General features: G+C 70.2%; 15 protein-coding genes. 12 read left to right on the top strand and 3 right to left on the bottom strand.

Features of this window, described 5'->3' with window-relative positions; translation table 11 throughout:
• Positions 1 to 94 precede the first annotated feature (94 nt).
• From lepA to hemW, 3 genes are read left to right on the top strand one after another with little or no spacing between them, the layout of a single operon-like run.
• The gene (lepA, locus tag ACFQRD_RS04910; protein WP_377016797.1) at positions 95 to 1,981 is read left to right on the top strand and encodes a translation elongation factor 4; all 1,887 of its coding nucleotides are present in this window, start codon (positions 95 to 97) and stop codon (positions 1,979 to 1,981) included.
• Positions 1,978 to 2,703, top strand: coding sequence for an MOSC domain-containing protein (locus tag ACFQRD_RS04905; RefSeq protein ID WP_377016799.1), 726 nt, complete (start codon positions 1,978 to 1,980; stop codon positions 2,701 to 2,703). The genes lepA and ACFQRD_RS04905 overlap by 4 nt, the downstream gene beginning before the upstream one ends.
• On the top strand, positions 2,700 to 3,929 hold the full coding sequence (hemW, locus tag ACFQRD_RS04900; RefSeq protein WP_377016801.1) for a radical SAM family heme chaperone HemW: 1,230 nt from the start codon (positions 2,700 to 2,702) through the stop codon (positions 3,927 to 3,929). The genes ACFQRD_RS04905 and hemW overlap by 4 nt, the downstream gene beginning before the upstream one ends.
• A gap of 237 nt (positions 3,930 to 4,166) precedes the next feature.
• Here hemW and ACFQRD_RS04895 read toward each other — a convergent pair whose 3' ends face one another.
• Entirely contained in the window at positions 4,167 to 5,240 is a 1,074-nt protein-coding gene (locus ACFQRD_RS04895; protein ID WP_377016803.1) for a DUF4870 domain-containing protein, read from the bottom strand.
• Between the two features lie 128 nt (positions 5,241 to 5,368).
• Positions 5,369 to 6,265, bottom strand: a complete 897-nt coding sequence (locus ACFQRD_RS04890; protein WP_377016805.1) for a DUF3097 domain-containing protein — start codon at positions 6,263 to 6,265, stop codon at positions 5,369 to 5,371.
• Between the two features lie 189 nt (positions 6,266 to 6,454).
• On the opposite strand from ACFQRD_RS04890, the gene hrcA reads away from it, so the two are divergent.
• The 3 genes from hrcA (at position 6,455) to ACFQRD_RS04875 (ending at position 9,528) form a co-directional block, all read left to right on the top strand.
• Positions 6,455 to 7,465: a heat-inducible transcriptional repressor HrcA gene (hrcA, locus tag ACFQRD_RS04885; protein ID WP_377016807.1), complete on the top strand. Its 1,011-nt coding sequence runs from the start codon at positions 6,455 to 6,457 to the stop codon at positions 7,463 to 7,465.
• 120 nt (positions 7,466 to 7,585) lie between these two features.
• Positions 7,586 to 8,710: a molecular chaperone DnaJ gene (gene dnaJ / locus ACFQRD_RS04880; RefSeq protein WP_377016809.1), complete on the top strand. Its 1,125-nt coding sequence runs from the start codon at positions 7,586 to 7,588 to the stop codon at positions 8,708 to 8,710.
• A gap of 29 nt (positions 8,711 to 8,739) precedes the next feature.
• Complete coding sequence (locus ACFQRD_RS04875; protein WP_377016811.1) at positions 8,740 to 9,528, top strand: 16S rRNA (uracil(1498)-N(3))-methyltransferase; 789 nt, start codon at positions 8,740 to 8,742, stop codon at positions 9,526 to 9,528.
• Positions 9,529 to 9,585: 57 nt separating this feature from the next.
• On the opposite strand, the gene ACFQRD_RS04870 is transcribed toward ACFQRD_RS04875, so the two are convergent.
• A complete protein-coding gene (locus ACFQRD_RS04870) occupies positions 9,586 to 10,128 on the bottom strand; it encodes an NADPH-dependent FMN reductase (protein WP_377016813.1) in 543 nt (180 codons plus the stop codon).
• A 104-nt stretch (positions 10,129 to 10,232) separates the two neighbouring features.
• Between ACFQRD_RS04870 and ACFQRD_RS04865 the strand changes: the two genes are divergently transcribed.
• From ACFQRD_RS04865 to leuA, 6 genes are all read left to right on the top strand, one after another.
• A complete protein-coding gene (locus tag ACFQRD_RS04865) occupies positions 10,233 to 10,595 on the top strand; it encodes a histidine triad nucleotide-binding protein (RefSeq protein WP_377016815.1) in 363 nt (120 codons plus the stop codon).
• Positions 10,596 to 10,601: 6 nt separating this feature from the next.
• Positions 10,602 to 11,654: a PhoH family protein gene (locus ACFQRD_RS04860; protein ID WP_377016817.1), complete on the top strand. Its 1,053-nt coding sequence runs from the start codon at positions 10,602 to 10,604 to the stop codon at positions 11,652 to 11,654.
• On the top strand, positions 11,651 to 12,112 hold the full coding sequence (gene ybeY / locus ACFQRD_RS04855) for an rRNA maturation RNase YbeY (RefSeq protein ID WP_377016820.1): 462 nt from the start codon (positions 11,651 to 11,653) through the stop codon (positions 12,110 to 12,112). The genes ACFQRD_RS04860 and ybeY overlap by 4 nt, the downstream gene beginning before the upstream one ends.
• Positions 12,113 to 12,158: 46 nt before the next feature.
• On the top strand, positions 12,159 to 13,493 hold the full coding sequence (locus ACFQRD_RS04850; protein WP_377016822.1) for a hemolysin family protein: 1,335 nt from the start codon (positions 12,159 to 12,161) through the stop codon (positions 13,491 to 13,493).
• 34 nt (positions 13,494 to 13,527) lie between these two features.
• Positions 13,528 to 14,481: a GTPase Era gene (gene era, locus ACFQRD_RS04845; protein WP_377017264.1), complete on the top strand. Its 954-nt coding sequence runs from the start codon at positions 13,528 to 13,530 to the stop codon at positions 14,479 to 14,481.
• Between the two features lie 308 nt (positions 14,482 to 14,789).
• The gene (leuA, locus tag ACFQRD_RS04840; protein WP_377803570.1) at positions 14,790 to 16,499 is read left to right on the top strand and encodes a 2-isopropylmalate synthase; all 1,710 of its coding nucleotides are present in this window, start codon (positions 14,790 to 14,792) and stop codon (positions 16,497 to 16,499) included.
• Positions 16,500 to 16,511: the final 12 nt, after the last annotated feature.

Genomic DNA, 16,511 nt, shown 5'->3' with positions numbered 1-16,511 from the left:
GGATGGGGCGGGAAGGCCGCGGCCCTTCATGAGACGATGAACCGATGCCCCGTGACTGTGCGGGGGACCACGAACGAGGAGAGGACGTAAGCCGGTGACCCCGAGGATCGCGGCCGACGAGGCCCGGGACATCCTTCCCGCGTCGACACCCCAGGAGCGCCTGCGCAACTTCTGCATCATCGCGCACATCGACCACGGGAAGTCGACGCTGGCCGACCGCATGCTGCAGATGACCGGCGTGGTCGAGGAGCGCGCCATGCGCGCCCAGTACCTCGACCGGATGGACATCGAGCGCGAGCGCGGCATCACCGTGAAGAGCCAGGCCGTGCGCATGCCGTGGCAGGTCGACGGCGTCAACTATGCGCTGAACATGATCGACACCCCCGGCCACGTCGACTTCACCTACGAGGTCTCCCGGTCGCTGGCCGCCTGCGAGGGCGCGATCCTGCTGGTGGACGCGGCCCAGGGCATCGAGGCCCAGACGCTGGCGAACCTGTACCTCGCCATGGAGCACGACCTCACCATCATCCCCGTGCTGAACAAGGTCGACCTTCCCTCCGCGGACCCCGAGCGGTACGCGGCCGAGATCGGCCAGCTCGTCGGCGTCGATCCCGCGGACGTCCTGCGCGTCTCCGGCAAGACCGGGCTCGGGGTCGAGGACCTCCTGGATCATCTCGTCAAGACGCTTCCGCCGCCGACGGGGGACGCGGACGGCCCCTGCCGCGCGATGATCTTCGACTCCGTCTATGACACCTATCGCGGCGTGGTGACCTACATCCGCGTCTTCGACGGGTCCCTGACGTCCCGCCAGCGCATCACCATGATGTCGACCCGGGCGCAGCACGAACTGCTGGAGATCGGCGTCAGCTCCCCGGAGCCCCAGCCCACGCAGGGCATCGGCCCGGGAGAGGTCGGGTACCTGATCACCGGGGTGAAGGACGTGCGCCAGTCCAAGGTCGGTGACACCGTCACCAGCTCCGTGCGCGGCGCGACCGACCCCCTGGCCGGCTACTCCGAGCCCAAGCCGATGGTCTACTCCGGGCTGTTCCCGATCGACGGCTCGGACTACCCCGTGCTGCGGGATGCCCTGGACAAGCTGAAGCTGAACGACGCCGCCCTGAACTACGAACCCGAGACGTCCACGGCGCTGGGCTTCGGCTTCCGCGTCGGCTTCCTGGGACTGCTGCACCTGGAGATCATCCGGGAGCGCTTGGAGCGGGAGTTCGACCTCGACCTCATCTCCACCGCCCCGTCGGTCGTGTACCAGGTGGTGATGGAGGACGGCACCGAGGTCGAGGTCATGAACCCCTCGGACTTCCCCAGCGGCAAGATCCGCGAGATCAGCGAACCGATCACCAAGGCCACCATCCTCGTGCCCAGCGAATTCATCGGGGCCGTGATGGAGCTGTGCCAGTCCAAGCGCGGCAACCTCGGCGGCATGGACTACCTCAGCGAGGATCGCGTCGAGCTGCGCTACACCCTGCCTCTGGCGGAGATCGTCTTCGACTTCTTCGACCAGCTGAAGTCGCGCACCCGCGGCTACGCCTCCCTCGATTACGACGTGGCCGGTTCCCAGACCGCCGACCTCGTCAAGGTCGACATGCTCCTCCAGGGCGAACCCGTGGACGCGTTCAGCGCCATCGTGCACCGGGACCAGGCCTACGGCTACGGCGTCGAGATGGCAGGAAAGCTGAAGAACCTCATCCCGCGCCAGCAGTTCGAGGTGCCCATCCAGGCGGCCGTCGGCGCCCGGATCATCGCCCGCGAGAACATCCGCGCGATGCGCAAGGACGTGCTGTCCAAATGCTACGGCGGTGACATCTCCCGCAAGCGCAAGCTCCTGGAGAAGCAGAAGGAGGGCAAGAAGCGCATGAAGAACATCGGATCCGTCGAGGTTCCGCAGGAAGCCTTCATCGCGGCCCTGTCCTCCGACGGCGCCAGCGGCGGCGATGGCAAGGCCAAGGACGGCAAGAAGAAGTGACCCTTCCCGATACCTCCCTCGCCACCACCTCCCTCGTCACCGATATCGCGGGGTCCCCGACTCTGCCGGCCGGTTCCGCCGGGACCATCGAGGCCGTGTGCGTCGTCTCCCAGCTACGGCCCGATTCGGGCAGCGTGGGCACCACGGGCATCGACAAGCGCCCCGTCGACGGGCCGGTGCCGGTCGCCGAGCTGGGCATATACGGCGACGTCCAGGCCGATCGCAAGCACCACGGTGGCGCCGACCAGGCCGTCTACGCTCTCGACGCCGCGGAATCCGCGCACTGGGCCGAGGTGCTGGGCCGCGAGGTCCCTGCCGGTTCCCTCGGCGAGAACCTGCACGTCGGCGGCCTTGCCGTGGATGATCTCGAGCTCGGGGCGCGGGTCCGGGTCGGGACCGCTCTGCTGGAGGTGACCGCGCCGCGCACCCCGTGCGCGACGTTCGCCCGGTGGATCGGCCGAGAGGATTTCCGCGCCATGTACCATGAGCGGGGCCGTACGGGCGTGTATTTTCGGGTGCTCAGGCCGGGCGCCATCACGGCCGGCGACGCGATGGTCGTCGACGAGACCCCGGGCCACGGCATCACGGTCGCCGGCATCTACCGCGGAGCGCGGGACCGGGACCAGGCCCGTCGCCTGGCGGACTGGTCACGCAGCTCCGGCATCGCCCTGCACCGCGAGCTGCAGCGGCGGGTGGAACGTCTGGCACCGGCCCCGGCATGACAGTCCTGGACACCGGCGCCGCCACGGCCGGGGCCCGCACCGCCCCGGCGCGCACTGCCACCTCCTCACCGCGCCCCGGGCGCGAGCTGTCGGTCTACATCCATGTGCCGTTCTGCGCCGTCCGCTGCGGCTACTGCGACTTCAACACGTACACGGCGACCGAGCTGGGCGGCGGCGGCTCGCAGGCGGAGTACCCCGCCAATGCCATGGCCGAGATGGATCTGACCCTCGCCGAGGACGCGGCCGCCGGGTACACCTACGACAGGGTCTCCACGGTGTTCTTCGGCGGCGGCACGCCGACACTGCTGCCGGCCGACGATCTCGTCGCGATGCTCGATCACCTCCGCGGCCTCATCCCGCTGGCCGAGGACGCCGAGGTGACCACCGAGGCCAACCCCGACTCCGTGACCCGGGAGTCCCTAGCCCGACTCGCCGAGGGCGGCATCACCCGCGTCTCCTTCGGGATGCAGTCCGCCGTGCGCTCGGTGCTGGCCACCCTGAACCGCACGCATGACCCCGAGCGCGTCCCGCAGGCGGTGGCCTGGGCCCGCGAAGCCGGGCTCGACGTCAGCCTGGATCTGATCTACGGCACACCGGGGGAGACCCTCGCCGACGTCGAGACATCCGTGAAGGCCGCCCTGGCCTGCGACATCGACCATCTCTCCGCGTACTCGCTGATCATCGAGGGCAATACGGCGATGGCCCGTCAACTGCGCCGCGGCGAGCTCCAGGCCCCGGATCCCGACGACATGGCCGACAAGTACGAGCTGGTCGACGACCTCGCCGTCGCGGCGGGGCTCGACTGGTACGAGGTCTCGAACTGGGCGCGCACCCCCGAGCAGCGCTCGCGGCACAACCTCGCCTATTGGCGGGGCGGGGACTGGTGGGGGATCGGCCCCGGTGCGCACCGTCATCGCGACGGGCTGCGCTCCTGGAACCTCAAGCATCCCAGCCGGTACGCGGCCACCCTGGCCGAGGGCTCCCTCCCGGTCGCCGACTCGGAGCAGGTGCCCGACGAGGACCGCGCCGTGGAGCGGATCATGCTCGAACTGCGGATCGCCGACGGGCTGGCCGTGGAGGCCGTTCCGGAGCAGACCAGGGCGATGCTCGCCGTCCACCGCGACCGGGGCCATCTCGAGCCCGAAGCGCTGACCGAGGGACGTGCCGTGCTGACTCGTCAGGGTCGTCTGCTCGCCGACGCGGTGATCCGCGACCTCGTGTCCTGAGCCGACGGTTGCAGCGCGCCGGCGCCGGGAACGACGCGATGCCGCTTTCGCGAGCACCGTGATGCCAGCGCCTGGAGTGACGTCATGCTGCTCGTTCTGCTGTGTGCGCCGCGTTCGTCGTAGCTGGTGACCACCGACGGGACGTGAATCGAGGGTGCCCGGTGTATAGGGCGGCAGATGCGATCCACGTCCCGCTGACGGTCACGGCCGGCCCGGTCCGCGGACCGGGCCGGGACGTCACTTCACCAGACGCAGGTTCACCGGGTAGTTCCACCATTCGCCCTGGTACGCCTTCACCGCGCCGATGATGGCGAAGATCGCCTGGACCACCTGGGGGATGAACAGCAGACCGAACAGGAACGACCCGATCCCCAGGGTGATGACCGTGATGATCGCGAAGGCGATCCCCAGGACGAAGGACGTGATCATGGCGGCGATCGTGCCGTTCAGCGCCTCGGCGCCGTTGTAGCGCACGAACCGGTTCCGATCCTTGAAGATCACGAACAGGACGATCTGCGCGACAAGGCCACCGAAGAACGGGATCGCGAACTGCAGCAGGGCGGCGAGGTGGACCACGAGAGCCCACGTCCTGGCATCAGAATCCTGCATCGGCTGACCGCTCAGCGGGCCGTCGTGCACGCCCTTGATTCCCGGGGGCGGCGTGTTGAGGTCGGCCGCTCCGGGCGCTCCGCCCTGAGCGCCGTGGCTCTGCTGCCCGTACTGACCCTGGGCACCGTACTGGTGCTGACCGCCGGGCTGACCCTGCGCGCCGTACGGGTTCTGCGGGCCGCTGCGGCCGGGGGCACCGCCGGGGTAGCCACCCTGTCCGGCACCGGCGCCGGCACCGGAAGCCGGCGCGGCGTAGTGGGGCTGGCCATCAGCCGACGGCGGGACCTCGTACGGATCCTGGGCAGCGGGTGAAGCGGGCACCCCGTACGGATCCTGTGCGCCTGCCGGTCCGGAGGCCGAAGGGTCCTGGGCGGGCGGCACCGAGGCGGTTCCGCCGGGCGAGGTGGCCGCGGACTGGGAGCCGGCGTCGTACGCGTACGGGTCGTGCGGGTGCAGGGCCGGATCCGAGGTGGGGCTGCCCACCTCGTCGTCGCCGGCGGGACCGCGAGGCGACGCCTCGGTCTGCCCGGCGCCGGGCTCGTCAGCGGCCGCGGACTGCGAGGCCTCGGCAGGGCCCGCGCCGGGCACGGACTGACCGGTCTCCTCGTGCGAGCTGCTGTCGGCCGGAGCGGGATCGGAGCCGGGTGCCGGAGTGGCGGGCTCGGTGCCGAACGGATCGTGTGGATGCGGAGTCTGGCTCATGATTCCCTCTTCGAGGACGGGCCGGCCCCTCGGGCCGGCGTCGGGCTGACACGACCAGCCTAACGAGCGCAGTGGCCCAGGTCTCCAGGGCGAACCGCCGGGTCCGGTGGGGGATTTCCCCCGCTAAATCAGCTGGGGTCGACCGTCACGAAGTCGATGAGCTCCTCGATGCGTCCGGACAGGGAGGGCTCGACATCTGCATACGAGCGCACGGTCGCCAGGATCCGCTGCCAGCCCTGGCCGACGTCTGCCTTGTCCGCGTGGGGCCAGCCGAGCGCGGCGAGCGTGCCGACCTTGATGTCGGTGCCCTTGGGGATGTGGGGCCACGTCGTCAGGCCCACCCGAGCAGGTCGCACCGCCTGCCACACATCGACGTAGGGATGCCCGAGCACGGAGACGTTGCCCCGCGCACCGGGAAGCCTCATCACCTCGGCGGCGATCCGCGATTCCTTGGAGCCGGGCACCAGATGGTCCACGAGGATCCCGAGCCTGCGGCCGGCAGACGGCCCGAAGTCCTGGACCCGCTCGACGAGGTTGTCGGCGCCTTCGAGCTGCTCCACGACGATGCCCTCGATGCGCAGGTCATGGCCCCACACCTTCTGGATCAGCTCGGCGTCGTGGGTGCCCTCGACCCAGATCCGCGACGCACGCGCGGTGCGGGCCTTCGCCCCCTCGACATAGACCGAGCCGCTCGCGGAGCGCTTGCGCACCGGGGCCTGGCTGCGCGGCGCGGGACGGGTGAGCACGACCGGCTTGCCGTCGATCATGAAGCCGGGGCCCAGCGGGAAGGTGCGGCGCTTGCCGCGGCCGTCCTCCAGCTCGACGATCAGCTCACCGGCGATCTTCTCGACGCGGGTGATGGCCCCGGTGAAGCCCGTCGAGGCCTCCTCGACGACGAGGTCGCGCTGCGCGGCGACCTCACGGGCCACGGGGCGGCGGCGATGATGAGCGGGCGGACCGGAGGAGAGCACGTCGGAGCCGTACCGGTCAGGGAAGCGATCGGATGCTGCAGGCACGCGCGACACCGTACACCGGTGGCGAACACCTCCCTGCGAGCCCCGCCGGGGACGCGTAGGATTGGCACTCGGCAACGGTAGGTGCCAGCCTCGTTCCCGGTGATCCGTCGGCGTCCAGGAGCCCGTCGGCCCGCGAGCGGCTCGAGCACCGGCCGGAAGCCGACATCGAGATCGAGATGTCCGTACGCAGAGCAGGAGGTGAGGGACACGGACGCCCGGAAGCTGCAGATCCTCGGCGCGATCGTCGAGGACTACGTCTCCACGCGTGAGCCCGTGGGCTCCAAGTCCCTCCTGGAGCGGCACGAGCTCGAGGTCTCCGCCGCCACCGTGCGCAACGACATGTCGGTGCTGGAGGAGGAGGGGCTGATCCATCAGCCCCACACCTCGGCCGGCCGGGTTCCCACGGACAAGGGCTACCGCGCCTTCGTCGACCACGTGGCGACGGTCAAACCGCTCTCGGCCCCTGAGCGCCGGGCCATCCAGACCCTGCTCGAGGACGCCGGTGACGTCGAGGAGCTGCTCGGTCGCACGGTGCGGCTGATGGCTCAGCTCACCCAGCAGGTGGCGATGGTCCAGTACCCGGCGCGCCGCCAGGCCCGGATCCGTCATGTCGAGCTGGTCAAGGTCGCCGAGTCCCTGCTGCTGATCGTGCTGATCACCGAGTCCGGCCGCGTCGATCAGCGCACCGTCCCGGTGCTGGCCGCCCGGCCTGCCGAGTTCTACGTGGATCTGCGCGACCAGCTGAACCGCTACATCGCCGGCCGCGAGGTCACCGACCTCGAGCGGCCCGTGGCAGACCTGCTGGAGGTCACCCCGCACGCGGACAAGGCCTCCGTCGCGGAGGTGACCGAGGCGCTGTCGGCCCTCGCCGCCACCCGCGCCGAGGACCGCATCATGCTCGCCGGGACCGCCAACATCGCCCGCTCCGCCGAGGACTTCGCGCGGGATGTGGAGCCGTTGCTGGACGTGCTCGAGGAGCAGCTGGTGCTGCTGCGGCTGTTCACCGAGATGCACGCCTCGCCGGGGTCCGTCGAGGTGCGCATCGGCTCGGAGCTGGAGGACCAGGTCCTCCAGCAGGCGGCCGTGGTGGGCGCCGGGTACGGTGCCGGCTCGCACCTGGCGATCCTCGGCCCCAGTCGTATGGACTACGTCAGCGGCATCTCCACCGTCCAGGCCATCGCCCGGTACGTCTCCCGCTATCTCGAATGACCCGCGCGTGCGCGCACGCCTCGCACCGCGTTCCCGACCGCAAGCAACCACCGCCCCGCGCCCGCTCGCCGCACGCCGCGACCCCCGGACGCCCCGACTCCCCGGTAAGGATCCTTCACCGTGAACGATGACTACTACGAGCTCCTCGGCGTCTCCCGCGACGCCTCCACCGAGGAGATCAAGAAGGCGTACCGGAAGCTCGCCCGCACCCTCCACCCGGACGTGAACCCCGATCCCGAGGCCTCCGAGCGGTTCAAGAAGGTCTCCCAGGCCTACGAGACGCTCTCGAACCCCGACAAGCGCCGCCAGTACGACATGGGCGGCGGCCCGGGTATGGGCGGCGGGTTCCCCGGCGGCGGTGGCGCCGGATTCGACTTCAACGACATCTTCGACATGTTCGCCGGCGCCGCCGGCATGCGCGGCCGCGGCCAGGGTCCGGTGCCCCGTCAGCGCCGCGGAGGCGATGTCCTGCGCCGGGTCAAGATCGACCTGCGCGACGTCGTCTTCGGCACCGAGGAGGAGGTCACCTTCCGCACCGCAGTGCGCTGTGAGCGCTGCGACGGCTCCTGCTGCGAGCCCGGCACCAGCCCCACCCGCTGCACCGCCTGCAACGGCAGCGGCCACGTCCAGCGCGTCGCCCAGTCGCTGCTGGGCCAGATGGTGACCATGGCACCGTGCCCGACCTGCGAGGGCCACGGCGACGTCATCGAATCCCCCTGCACCGCCTGCTCGGGCCACGGACGCACGCCCGCTGAGCGCAGCGTGACCGTGCGCATCCCCTCCGGCGTCGAGAACGGCACCCGCATCCAGCTGCGCGGCGAGGGCGAGACCGGTGAGGCCGGCGGTCCTGCCGGCGACCTGTTCGTCGAGCTCGCGGTCAACGAGCACGAGATGTTCGAGCGCGACGGCGACGATCTCGTGGTGACCATGTCCGTGCCCATGACCTCTGCCGCCCTGGGCGCGACGATCCCGCTGGAGACCTTCGACGGCACCGAGGAGATCGACGTCAAGCCCGGCTCCCAGCCCGGCGAGGAGATCACCCTCAAGGGCCTCGGGGTGACTCCGCTGCGCCGTGAGCGCCGCGGCGACATCCGCGTCGTCCTGGACGTCTCCGTGCCGACCTCGCTGAGCGACGAGGAGCGGGAGCTGCTCGAGCAGTTCGCCGCGATGCGGGGAGACGAGAGCACCCGCCGCCGCGGCCACGGCCCCTTCGCCAAGCTCCGCGACCGCCTGCGCGAGTTCTGAGCCGGCGCCGACGGGAGAGGTGAGCGCCCATGCCGACGACCCCGCCCGGCTTCCTGGTCCTCGATGATGCCCTTGCCGCCGCCCGCGCGGGTGAGGCGCTCACGCTCGACGGCGACGAGGGCCGGCACGCGGCAAAGGTGGCCCGCATCGGCGTGGGCGAGCAGGTGCTGCTCACCGACGCCCCCGGCCGGCAGGTCCTCGCCGAGGTGACCGTCGCGCACAAGGACGCCCTGGAGCTGGAGCTGCTGGCCGATCCGACGCCGGCCGTGCAGCGGCTGCCCCTGCTCAGCCTCGTCCAGGCACTGGCCACCGGTGGCCGCGATGAGCAGGCGATCGAGTCCGCGACCGAGCTGGGCGCGGATCGGATCGTGCCGTGGATCGCGCAGCGCTCCGTCTCCGTCTGGCGCGGGGAGAAGCTGCGCAAAGGCAGGCAGCGCTGGGCCGGGACCGTGCGAGCGGCCGTGAAGCAGTGCCGCCGTGCGGGGATCCCCGCGGTCGACGAGCCGGTGACGACCAAGGAGCTCGTCGCCGACGTCAGGTCGCGCACCGAGGGCGGCTCGCTGGTGCTGGTCCTGCATGAGCAGGAATCGGTGGGCCTGATGGACCTCGCCGATCAGCTGCGCCGGGCGAGCGAGGACGGCACCGAGGAGATCATGGTGGTGGTCGGGCCCGAGGGCGGCATCTCCCCGGAGGAGCTGGACGCCCTGCATGCGGCGGGCGCCCGCTCCGTCCTGCTCGGTCCCGAGGTGCTGCGCTCCTCGACCGCCGGTCCCGCGGCACTCGCGGTTCTCAGCAGCCTGGTGGGGCGCTGGGGCTGAGCCTGCGGCGGGAGTCGACCAGCCAGGGTGCGCGAGAACCTCGCGCGGGAGCCTCGATCAGCCCGCGTGCGCGGGAACCTCGGCGGCCAGGGCCTCGGCGGCCTCGTGCAGCTGAGCGACCTTCTCCTCGCGGACCGACAGCTCGCCCTCGGCCGAGAGGTCCTCGCCGAAGCCCAGCCCGATGGTGTCCACCACGTCTGCGCCGACGCGCGTCATCAGCGCCTCCAGCACCGGCAGCACCTCGTTCGCATCCCGCCAGCCGTAACCGATCAGCAGGGTGGGCAGGTCGTTCCACTCGGCGTAGAGGAAGTCGATCGCGTTCTTCAGGGCGCCGGGGTAGGAGCCGTTGTACTGCGGGGTGAGGATGACGGTGGCATCCAGCGCGGCGATGCGCTGCGCCCAGCTGCGGCCGTGAGCGGTCGTCTTGTCCCCACCGGCCCGAGGGGCGACGGGCTCGTCGAAGGCGGGGAGTGCGACCTCGCGCAGGTCGATGAGGTCCACGTCGAAGCGGTCGCCGACGGTCTCGGCGACCCACTGGGCGACGTGCTCCCCGACACGGTTGGGGCGGGCACTGGCGATGATGATTCCGAGCGTAGTCATGATGATTGAACGTTCTCATACATCGGCCGGGGTATGGCCAGCTGGTACGCGCCGCGTGTGCGATGACTCGCTCCCGGCCGGTACCGCTCCCGTAGACTTCGGGCATGGGAAACACCGCCGCCGACGACCGCGACCCCGACTGCATCTTCTGCAAGATCGTGGCCGAGGAGATCCCCTCGGACCGCGTGTACGAGGACGATCAGGTGATCGCCTTCCGGGATCTGCATCCGAAGGCGCCCCTGCACGTTCTCGTGGTCCCGCGCCGGCACCGGCGCGACGTTCGGGAGCTGGCCGAGCAGCCCGAACTGCTCGCCCGCACCGCCTCCGTCGCCTCGAAGGTCGCCTCGGACCTGGGCGATGGCGATTTCCGTCTGATCTTCAACACCGGCGCCAGCGCCGGGCAGACCGTATTCCATGTGCACGCGCACGTCCTCGCGGGCGGATCGCTCGCAGAAGAAGAGATGTGACCGACTTTGACTGATGCTGTGAACCCGCCCCCGGGCCGCACCCCCGAGGTGCATGAACGGAGGCTGGCGATCCCCGATCACCTCAGCCCGTTCCAGGTGCTCGGCGAGAACGATCAGGCCCTGGCCGCCCTCGAGGACGCCGTCCCCGACACCGATGTCCACGTGCGCGGCCACCAGGTCACCCTGCGCGGCACCGAGGACGCCCTGCGCCGCAGCGAGCACATCATGCGCAGTCTCATCGGACTCGCCGGCAGCGGTCAGGCCGTCACCGCCGAGGCCGTCCAGCGCGCGGCGAACCTGTACGGCGACGAGCGTGCCCAGGGCGAGCAGCTCGAACAGGTGCTCTCACGCACGATCCTCTCCTCCCGCGGGCGCAGCATCCGCCCCAAGACCCTCGGACAGCAGAAGTACATCGAGGCGATCGAAACCTCGACCATCACCTTCGGCATCGGCCCCGCCGGCACCGGCAAGACCTACCTCGCCGTCGCCATGGCGGTTCAGCAGCTGCTGAACAAGGAGGTCAACCGGATCATCCTCACGCGGCCCGCGGTGGAGGCGGGGGAGCGGCTGGGTTTCCTCCCGGGCTCGCTGAACGAGAAGATCGATCCCTACCTGCGGCCGCTCTACGACGCGCTGCACGACATGCTCGATCCCGAGTCGATTCCGCGGCTGATGGCCGCCGGGACCATCGAGGTCGCACCGCTGGCCTACATGCGCGGGCGCACCCTGAACGACGCCTTCGTCATCCTCGACGAAGCGCAGAACACCACGCCCGAGCAGATGAAGATGTTCCTGACCCGCCTCGGCTTCAACTCCACCATGGTCGTCACCGGCGACGTCACCCAGGTCGACCTGCCCGGCTCCCAGAAGAGCGGACTGCGAGTGGTCGAGCAGGTCCTCTCCGGCGTCGGCGACATCTCGTTCTGCCGGCTGTCCCCGCGCGACGTGGTCCGCCATCGGCTCGTCACCGACATCGTCGAGGCCTACGGACGCTGGGAGGTCGGCCCCGGCGGCAACCGCGAATCCCGACGCCGCGCCACGAAGGGCAATGGATCATGACCATCGAGATCCGCAACGAGACCACCACCAGCATCGACGAGCGCGAGTTCGTCGAACTCGCCCGCTTCGTGTTCGAGACGATGCACCTGAATCCGGCCACCGAGATGTCGATCCTCTTCGTCGACGAGGAGGCGATGGAGAAGCTCCACGTGCAGTGGATGGACGAGCCCGGGCCCACCGATGTGCTGAGCTTCCCCATGGACGAGCTGACTCCGGGCACTCCCGAGCATCCGGCGCCGGAGGGTCTGCTCGGCGACGTCGTCCTGTGCCCCAGCGTCGCGGCGAAGCAGGCCGCCACGGCCGGCCACAGCGCCGTCGAGGAGATGATGCTGCTGACCTGTCACTCCATCCTCCACCTGCTGGGATACGACCACATGGAGGAGGACGAGCGCCGCGTCATGTTCGACCTCCAGCGCAAGCTGCTGCTGACGTTCCTCGCGTCCCGGCGCGAGAGGTGACCGCCGACCCCGCGCCGCGTCCCATCCCGCGGGACGGACCACGCACATGCTGACCGGTGCCCTCCTCATCCTGACCCCGCTGGCGCTGGCGGCACTCGTGATCGCTGCCCTGCTCGGCGCCGTCGACTCCGCGCATCTGGTCGTCTCCCGCGGGACCCTGGAGAAGGCCGTCGGGGACCGGCCGGCCCCGGTCCGGCACCGTGTCCTGGCCCAGCACGCCGATGCCGCACGCACCCTCGCCTCGGTCGCGCTCGGTCGCGTGCTGGCAGAGACCCTCGCCGTCGTCTCGGTCGCGGGCATCGCCTACACCGCCCTGGACGTCCCCGGCGCAGCGGGATGGGCACTGCCCGCCCTGGTCACCGTGGTGATCGCCGGGACGCTGCTGCTGACGGTCCTCGCGATCTCCCCGCGAGCCATCGGCCGCCGCCGACCCGAGTCGGTCCTCATCGCCAACCGCCTGCTGGTGGCCGCGGCCCGCGGGTTGCTGTGGCTGCCCGCCGGCGCGCTGGCACGGGTCGGGCAGAACCGCGCAGCGTGGTCCGGTGGGCAGGAAGGCGGCGAGGACGGTGCCGAGAACGCCCGTCGCACCGTCGACCGCGCCCTGGAGGACGAGCACGTCGCCGACGGCGAGCGGGACATGATCCAGGGAGTCTTCGACCTGCGCGGCACCATGGTGCGGGAGCTGATGGTCCCCCGGACCGACATGGTGGCGATCGCCGAGGACGCCCCGGCGCAGGAGGCTGTCCGCCTGTTCGTGCGCTCGGGCTTCTCCCGCATCCCGGTGATCGGCGAGAGCGCCGACGATCTGCGCGGCATGCTCTACGTCAAAGACGTGCTCAAGGCGATCCATTCACCGTGGGATCCGAGCCCGGACCGTCCTGTCGCGGAGATCATGCGTCCCGCCCGGTTCGTGCCCGAGTTCGTCGTTGCCGACGAGGTGCTGCGGCAGATGCAGACCAGCCACGTCCACATCACCGTGGTGGTCGACGAGTACGGCGGCGTCTCCGGCATCGTCACCATCGAGGACATCCTCGAGGAGATCGTGGGCGAGATCGCCGACGAGCACGACCCTGCCGAACCCGAGATCGAGGACCTCGGGGACGGCCGCTACCGTGTGCCCGCACGGGCCGGGCTCTCGGAGGTCGGCGAGCTCTTCGACCTCGAGATCGAGGACGACGACATCGACAGCGTCGGCGGGCTGCTGGGCAAGGTGACCGGCCACGTGCCCATCGTCGGGTCCCGCGCCGAGGCCTACGGACTCGCCCTGGAAGCGGAGCAGACCGCAGGGCGACGCCGCCGACTCTCCACCGTGATCGTCTCGCGGGCGCAGCCGCCCGAGGACCCAGCGGCGGAGACCGACCAGGAGGACGAAGATGACTGATCACCAGGACAGCAATGACGAACAGAGCCCGAGCATGAACACCGAGCAGGAATCGCCCGTCCATCGCGCGGGCTTCGTCGCCCTGGTGGGCCGGCCCAACGTCGGCAAGTCCACCCTGACCAACGCTCTGGTGGGGGAGAAGGTCGCGATCACCTCCACCAAGCCCCAGACCACCCGGCGTGCGATCCGCGGCATCGTCACCGGGCCCGAGTCCCAGATCATCCTGGTCGACACCCCCGGTATGCACCGGCCCCGCACGCTGCTGGGGGAGCGTCTGAACGACCTGGTGCGCGAGACCCTCAGCGAGGTCGATGTGGTGGGCTTCTGTCTGCCCGCGGACCAGAAGATCGGTCCCGGTGACCGCTTCATCGCCCAGGATCTCGCCGAGATGCGCAGCGGCCGGCGCGGCCCCCGCCTGATCGCGATCGTGACCAAGACGGATCTTGTGGCCCGCGACCGGCTGGCCGAGCACCTCATGGCCGTGGACCAGCTCATCGACTTCGACGAGATCGTGCCGATCTCCGCCGTCACCGGCGAGCAGGTCGACGTGCTCCTGGACGTGGTCGCCACGCACCTGCCCGAGAGCCCGCAGCTCTACCCCGACGACCAGCTCACCGAGGAGACCCGCGATGACCGCATCTCCGAACTGATCCGGGAGGCGGCGCTCGAGGGCGTGCGCGACGAGCTCCCGCACTCGATCGCCGTGGTGGTCGAAGAGGTCGTCGAGACAGACCCCGACGGGGACCCCTTCGCAGAGGTCGCACCGGGCGCGGGACGCCTGGTGGTGCGTGCGACGCTGTTCGTCGAGCGCGACAGCCAGAAGGGCATCATCATCGGCAGGGGCGGGTCCCGGCTCAAGGACGTCGGCTCCCGTGCCCGCACGGAGATCAACGAGCTGCTGGGGCGCAAGGTGCACCTAGACCTGCGGGTGAAGATCGCCAAGGACTGGCAGCGCGATCCCAAGCAGCTCGGTCGCCTGGGCTTCTGACGTGCGCTGTCTCGGATCGCGAGCGTCGATCGACGTCCGCTCGCGCGGTGCTACCGTGACCAGCGTGAGTGGATCGCTTCTGCTGCTTAGCCGCCGCGTCGGGACCTGAACGCCGGGACCCCGCCGCGGCTGACGTGCTGTCCGGCGACCGGTACCCCAGCGAGAAGGATTCCCTCATGAACGAGACCACCACCTCGTCCGCCGCCACCTCGTCCGCTGCGCCGTCCGCGCCGGAGATCGCCGCCGTCGGCGATCCGTCGGCTCCCGTCCTCGGCTCCACGGGCGATACACCGCAGCAGCCCTCGGGCATGCCCACCCACCGGTATCTGCCCTTCCACGAGCAGATCCGCGTCGAGCTGCCGGACCGCACCTGGCCGACCCGGCGCGTCACCCGCGCCCCCCGCTGGTGCGCCGTCGACCTGCGCGACGGGAACCAGGCCCTCATCGACCCCATGAACTCCGAGCGCAAGCTGCGCATGTTCGAGCTCCTGGTCGCGATGGGATACAAGGAGATCGAGGTCGGGTTCCCGGCCGCCTCCCGCACCGACTTCGACTTCGTGCGCACCCTCATCGAGGAGGACCGGATCCCCGAGGATGTGTCCATCCAGGTCCTCACCCAGTGCCGCGAGCACCTCATCGAACGCACGTACCAGGCGATCGCGGGCGCGAAGCGGGCGGTCGTGCACCTGTACAACTCGACCTCCGTCGTCCAGCGCGACGTCGTCTTCCGGGCCGACGAGGACGCGGTCCTGGACATCGCCGTCCAGGGCGCGCTGCTGTGCACCAAGTACGCCGAGACGATCCCGGAGACGGCGATCACCTATCAGTACTCCCCGGAGTCCTACACGGGCACCGAGCTCGAGTACGCCCTGCGCGTGTGCAATGCGGTGATCGACGTCGTGAAGCCGACGCCGAGCGACAAGATGATCATCAACCTGCCGGCGACCGTGGAGATGGCCACCCCGAACGTCTACGCCGATTCGATCGAGTGGATGCACCGCCACCTCGACCGCCGGGATTCCCTCGTGCTGTCCCTGCACCCCCACAACGACCGCGGCACCGGGGTCGCCGCCGCCGAGCTGGGCTACCTCGCCGGGGCCGACCGCATCGAGGGCTGCCTGTTCGGCAACGGCGAGCGCACCGGCAACGTCGATCTGGTGACCCTCGGCCTGAACCTGTTCACCCAGGGGATCGACCCGCAGATCGACTTCTCCGATCTCGACGAGGTGCGCCGCACGGTCGAGCACTGCAACCAGATGCCGGTGCCCGAGCGCAGCCCCTACGGCGGCGACCTCGTCTTCACGGCGTTCTCCGGCTCCCACCAGGACGCCATCAAGAAGGGCCTGGAGCGGATGCAGAGCGACGCCGAGGCTGCCGGGAAGGACGTCGCCGACGCCGTCTGGCGGGTCCCGTATCTGCCGGTCGACCCCAAGGACCTGGGACGCTCCTACGAAGCGGTCATCCGCGTGAACTCGCAGTCCGGCAAGGGCGGGATGGCCTACCTCCTGCGCACCGAGCACGGCCTCGACCTCCCGCGACGCCTGCAGATCGAGTTCTCCGGCATCGTCCAGGACAAGACCGACTCGGACGGCGGTGAGGTCTCCGCCGAGCAGCTCTGGGACGCGTTCACCGACGAGTACCTGCCCTCCCACGAGGAGGCCCGCCGGTGGGGACGCTTCAGCGTGCGCAGCATGACCCAGGAATCCACCGGCGAGGGCGCCGACCGCATCACCGTCCAGCTCGTCATCGACGGGCAGGAGCACGAGATCACCGGGATCGGCAACGGTCCGCTCGATGCCTTCGTCAAGGCCCTCGCCGAGCGCAAGATCGACGTGCGGATCCTCGACTACGCCGAGCACGCCCTGACCGAGGGCGACGACTCCCTGGCGGCGTCGTACATCGAGTGCGAGATCGGGGACCGGATCTTCTGGGGCGTCGGCATCGACGGATCCATCACCCGGGCATCCCTCGAGGCGATCATCTCCGCCCTGAACCGCGAGCACCGCGCGCGGCTCTGAACGCCTTCCGGG

It is taken from the genome of Brachybacterium sp. GCM10030268, from assembly GCF_042666305.1.
Lineage (GTDB): Bacteria > Actinomycetota > Actinomycetes > Actinomycetales > Dermabacteraceae > Brachybacterium.
Note: the sequence above shows the minus strand (reverse complement) of the source record. Positions and strands in the feature narration are given on the sequence as shown.

Excerpts from the sequence above, each read along its gene's own strand:
- ACFQRD_RS04850 (WP_377016822.1), top strand. The coding sequence starts at position 12,159 with ATGCTGACCGGTGCCCTCCTCATCCTGACCCCGCTGGCGCTGGCGGCA.
- ybeY (WP_377016820.1), top strand. The coding sequence starts at position 11,651 with ATGACCATCGAGATCCGCAACGAGACCACCACCAGCATCGACGAGCGC.
- hemW (WP_377016801.1), top strand. The coding sequence starts at position 2,700 with ATGACAGTCCTGGACACCGGCGCCGCCACGGCCGGGGCCCGCACCGCC.
- leuA (WP_377803570.1), top strand. The coding sequence starts at position 14,790 with ATGCCCACCCACCGGTATCTGCCCTTCCACGAGCAGATCCGCGTCGAG.
- ACFQRD_RS04875 (WP_377016811.1), top strand. The coding sequence starts at position 8,740 with ATGCCGACGACCCCGCCCGGCTTCCTGGTCCTCGATGATGCCCTTGCC.
- ACFQRD_RS04865 (WP_377016815.1), top strand. The coding sequence starts at position 10,233 with ATGGGAAACACCGCCGCCGACGACCGCGACCCCGACTGCATCTTCTGC.
- era (WP_377017264.1), top strand. The coding sequence starts at position 13,528 with ATGAACACCGAGCAGGAATCGCCCGTCCATCGCGCGGGCTTCGTCGCC.
- ACFQRD_RS04895 (WP_377016803.1), bottom strand. The coding sequence starts at position 5,240 with ATGAGCCAGACTCCGCATCCACACGATCCGTTCGGCACCGAGCCCGCC.
- ACFQRD_RS04870 (WP_377016813.1), bottom strand. The coding sequence starts at position 10,128 with ATGACTACGCTCGGAATCATCATCGCCAGTGCCCGCCCCAACCGTGTC.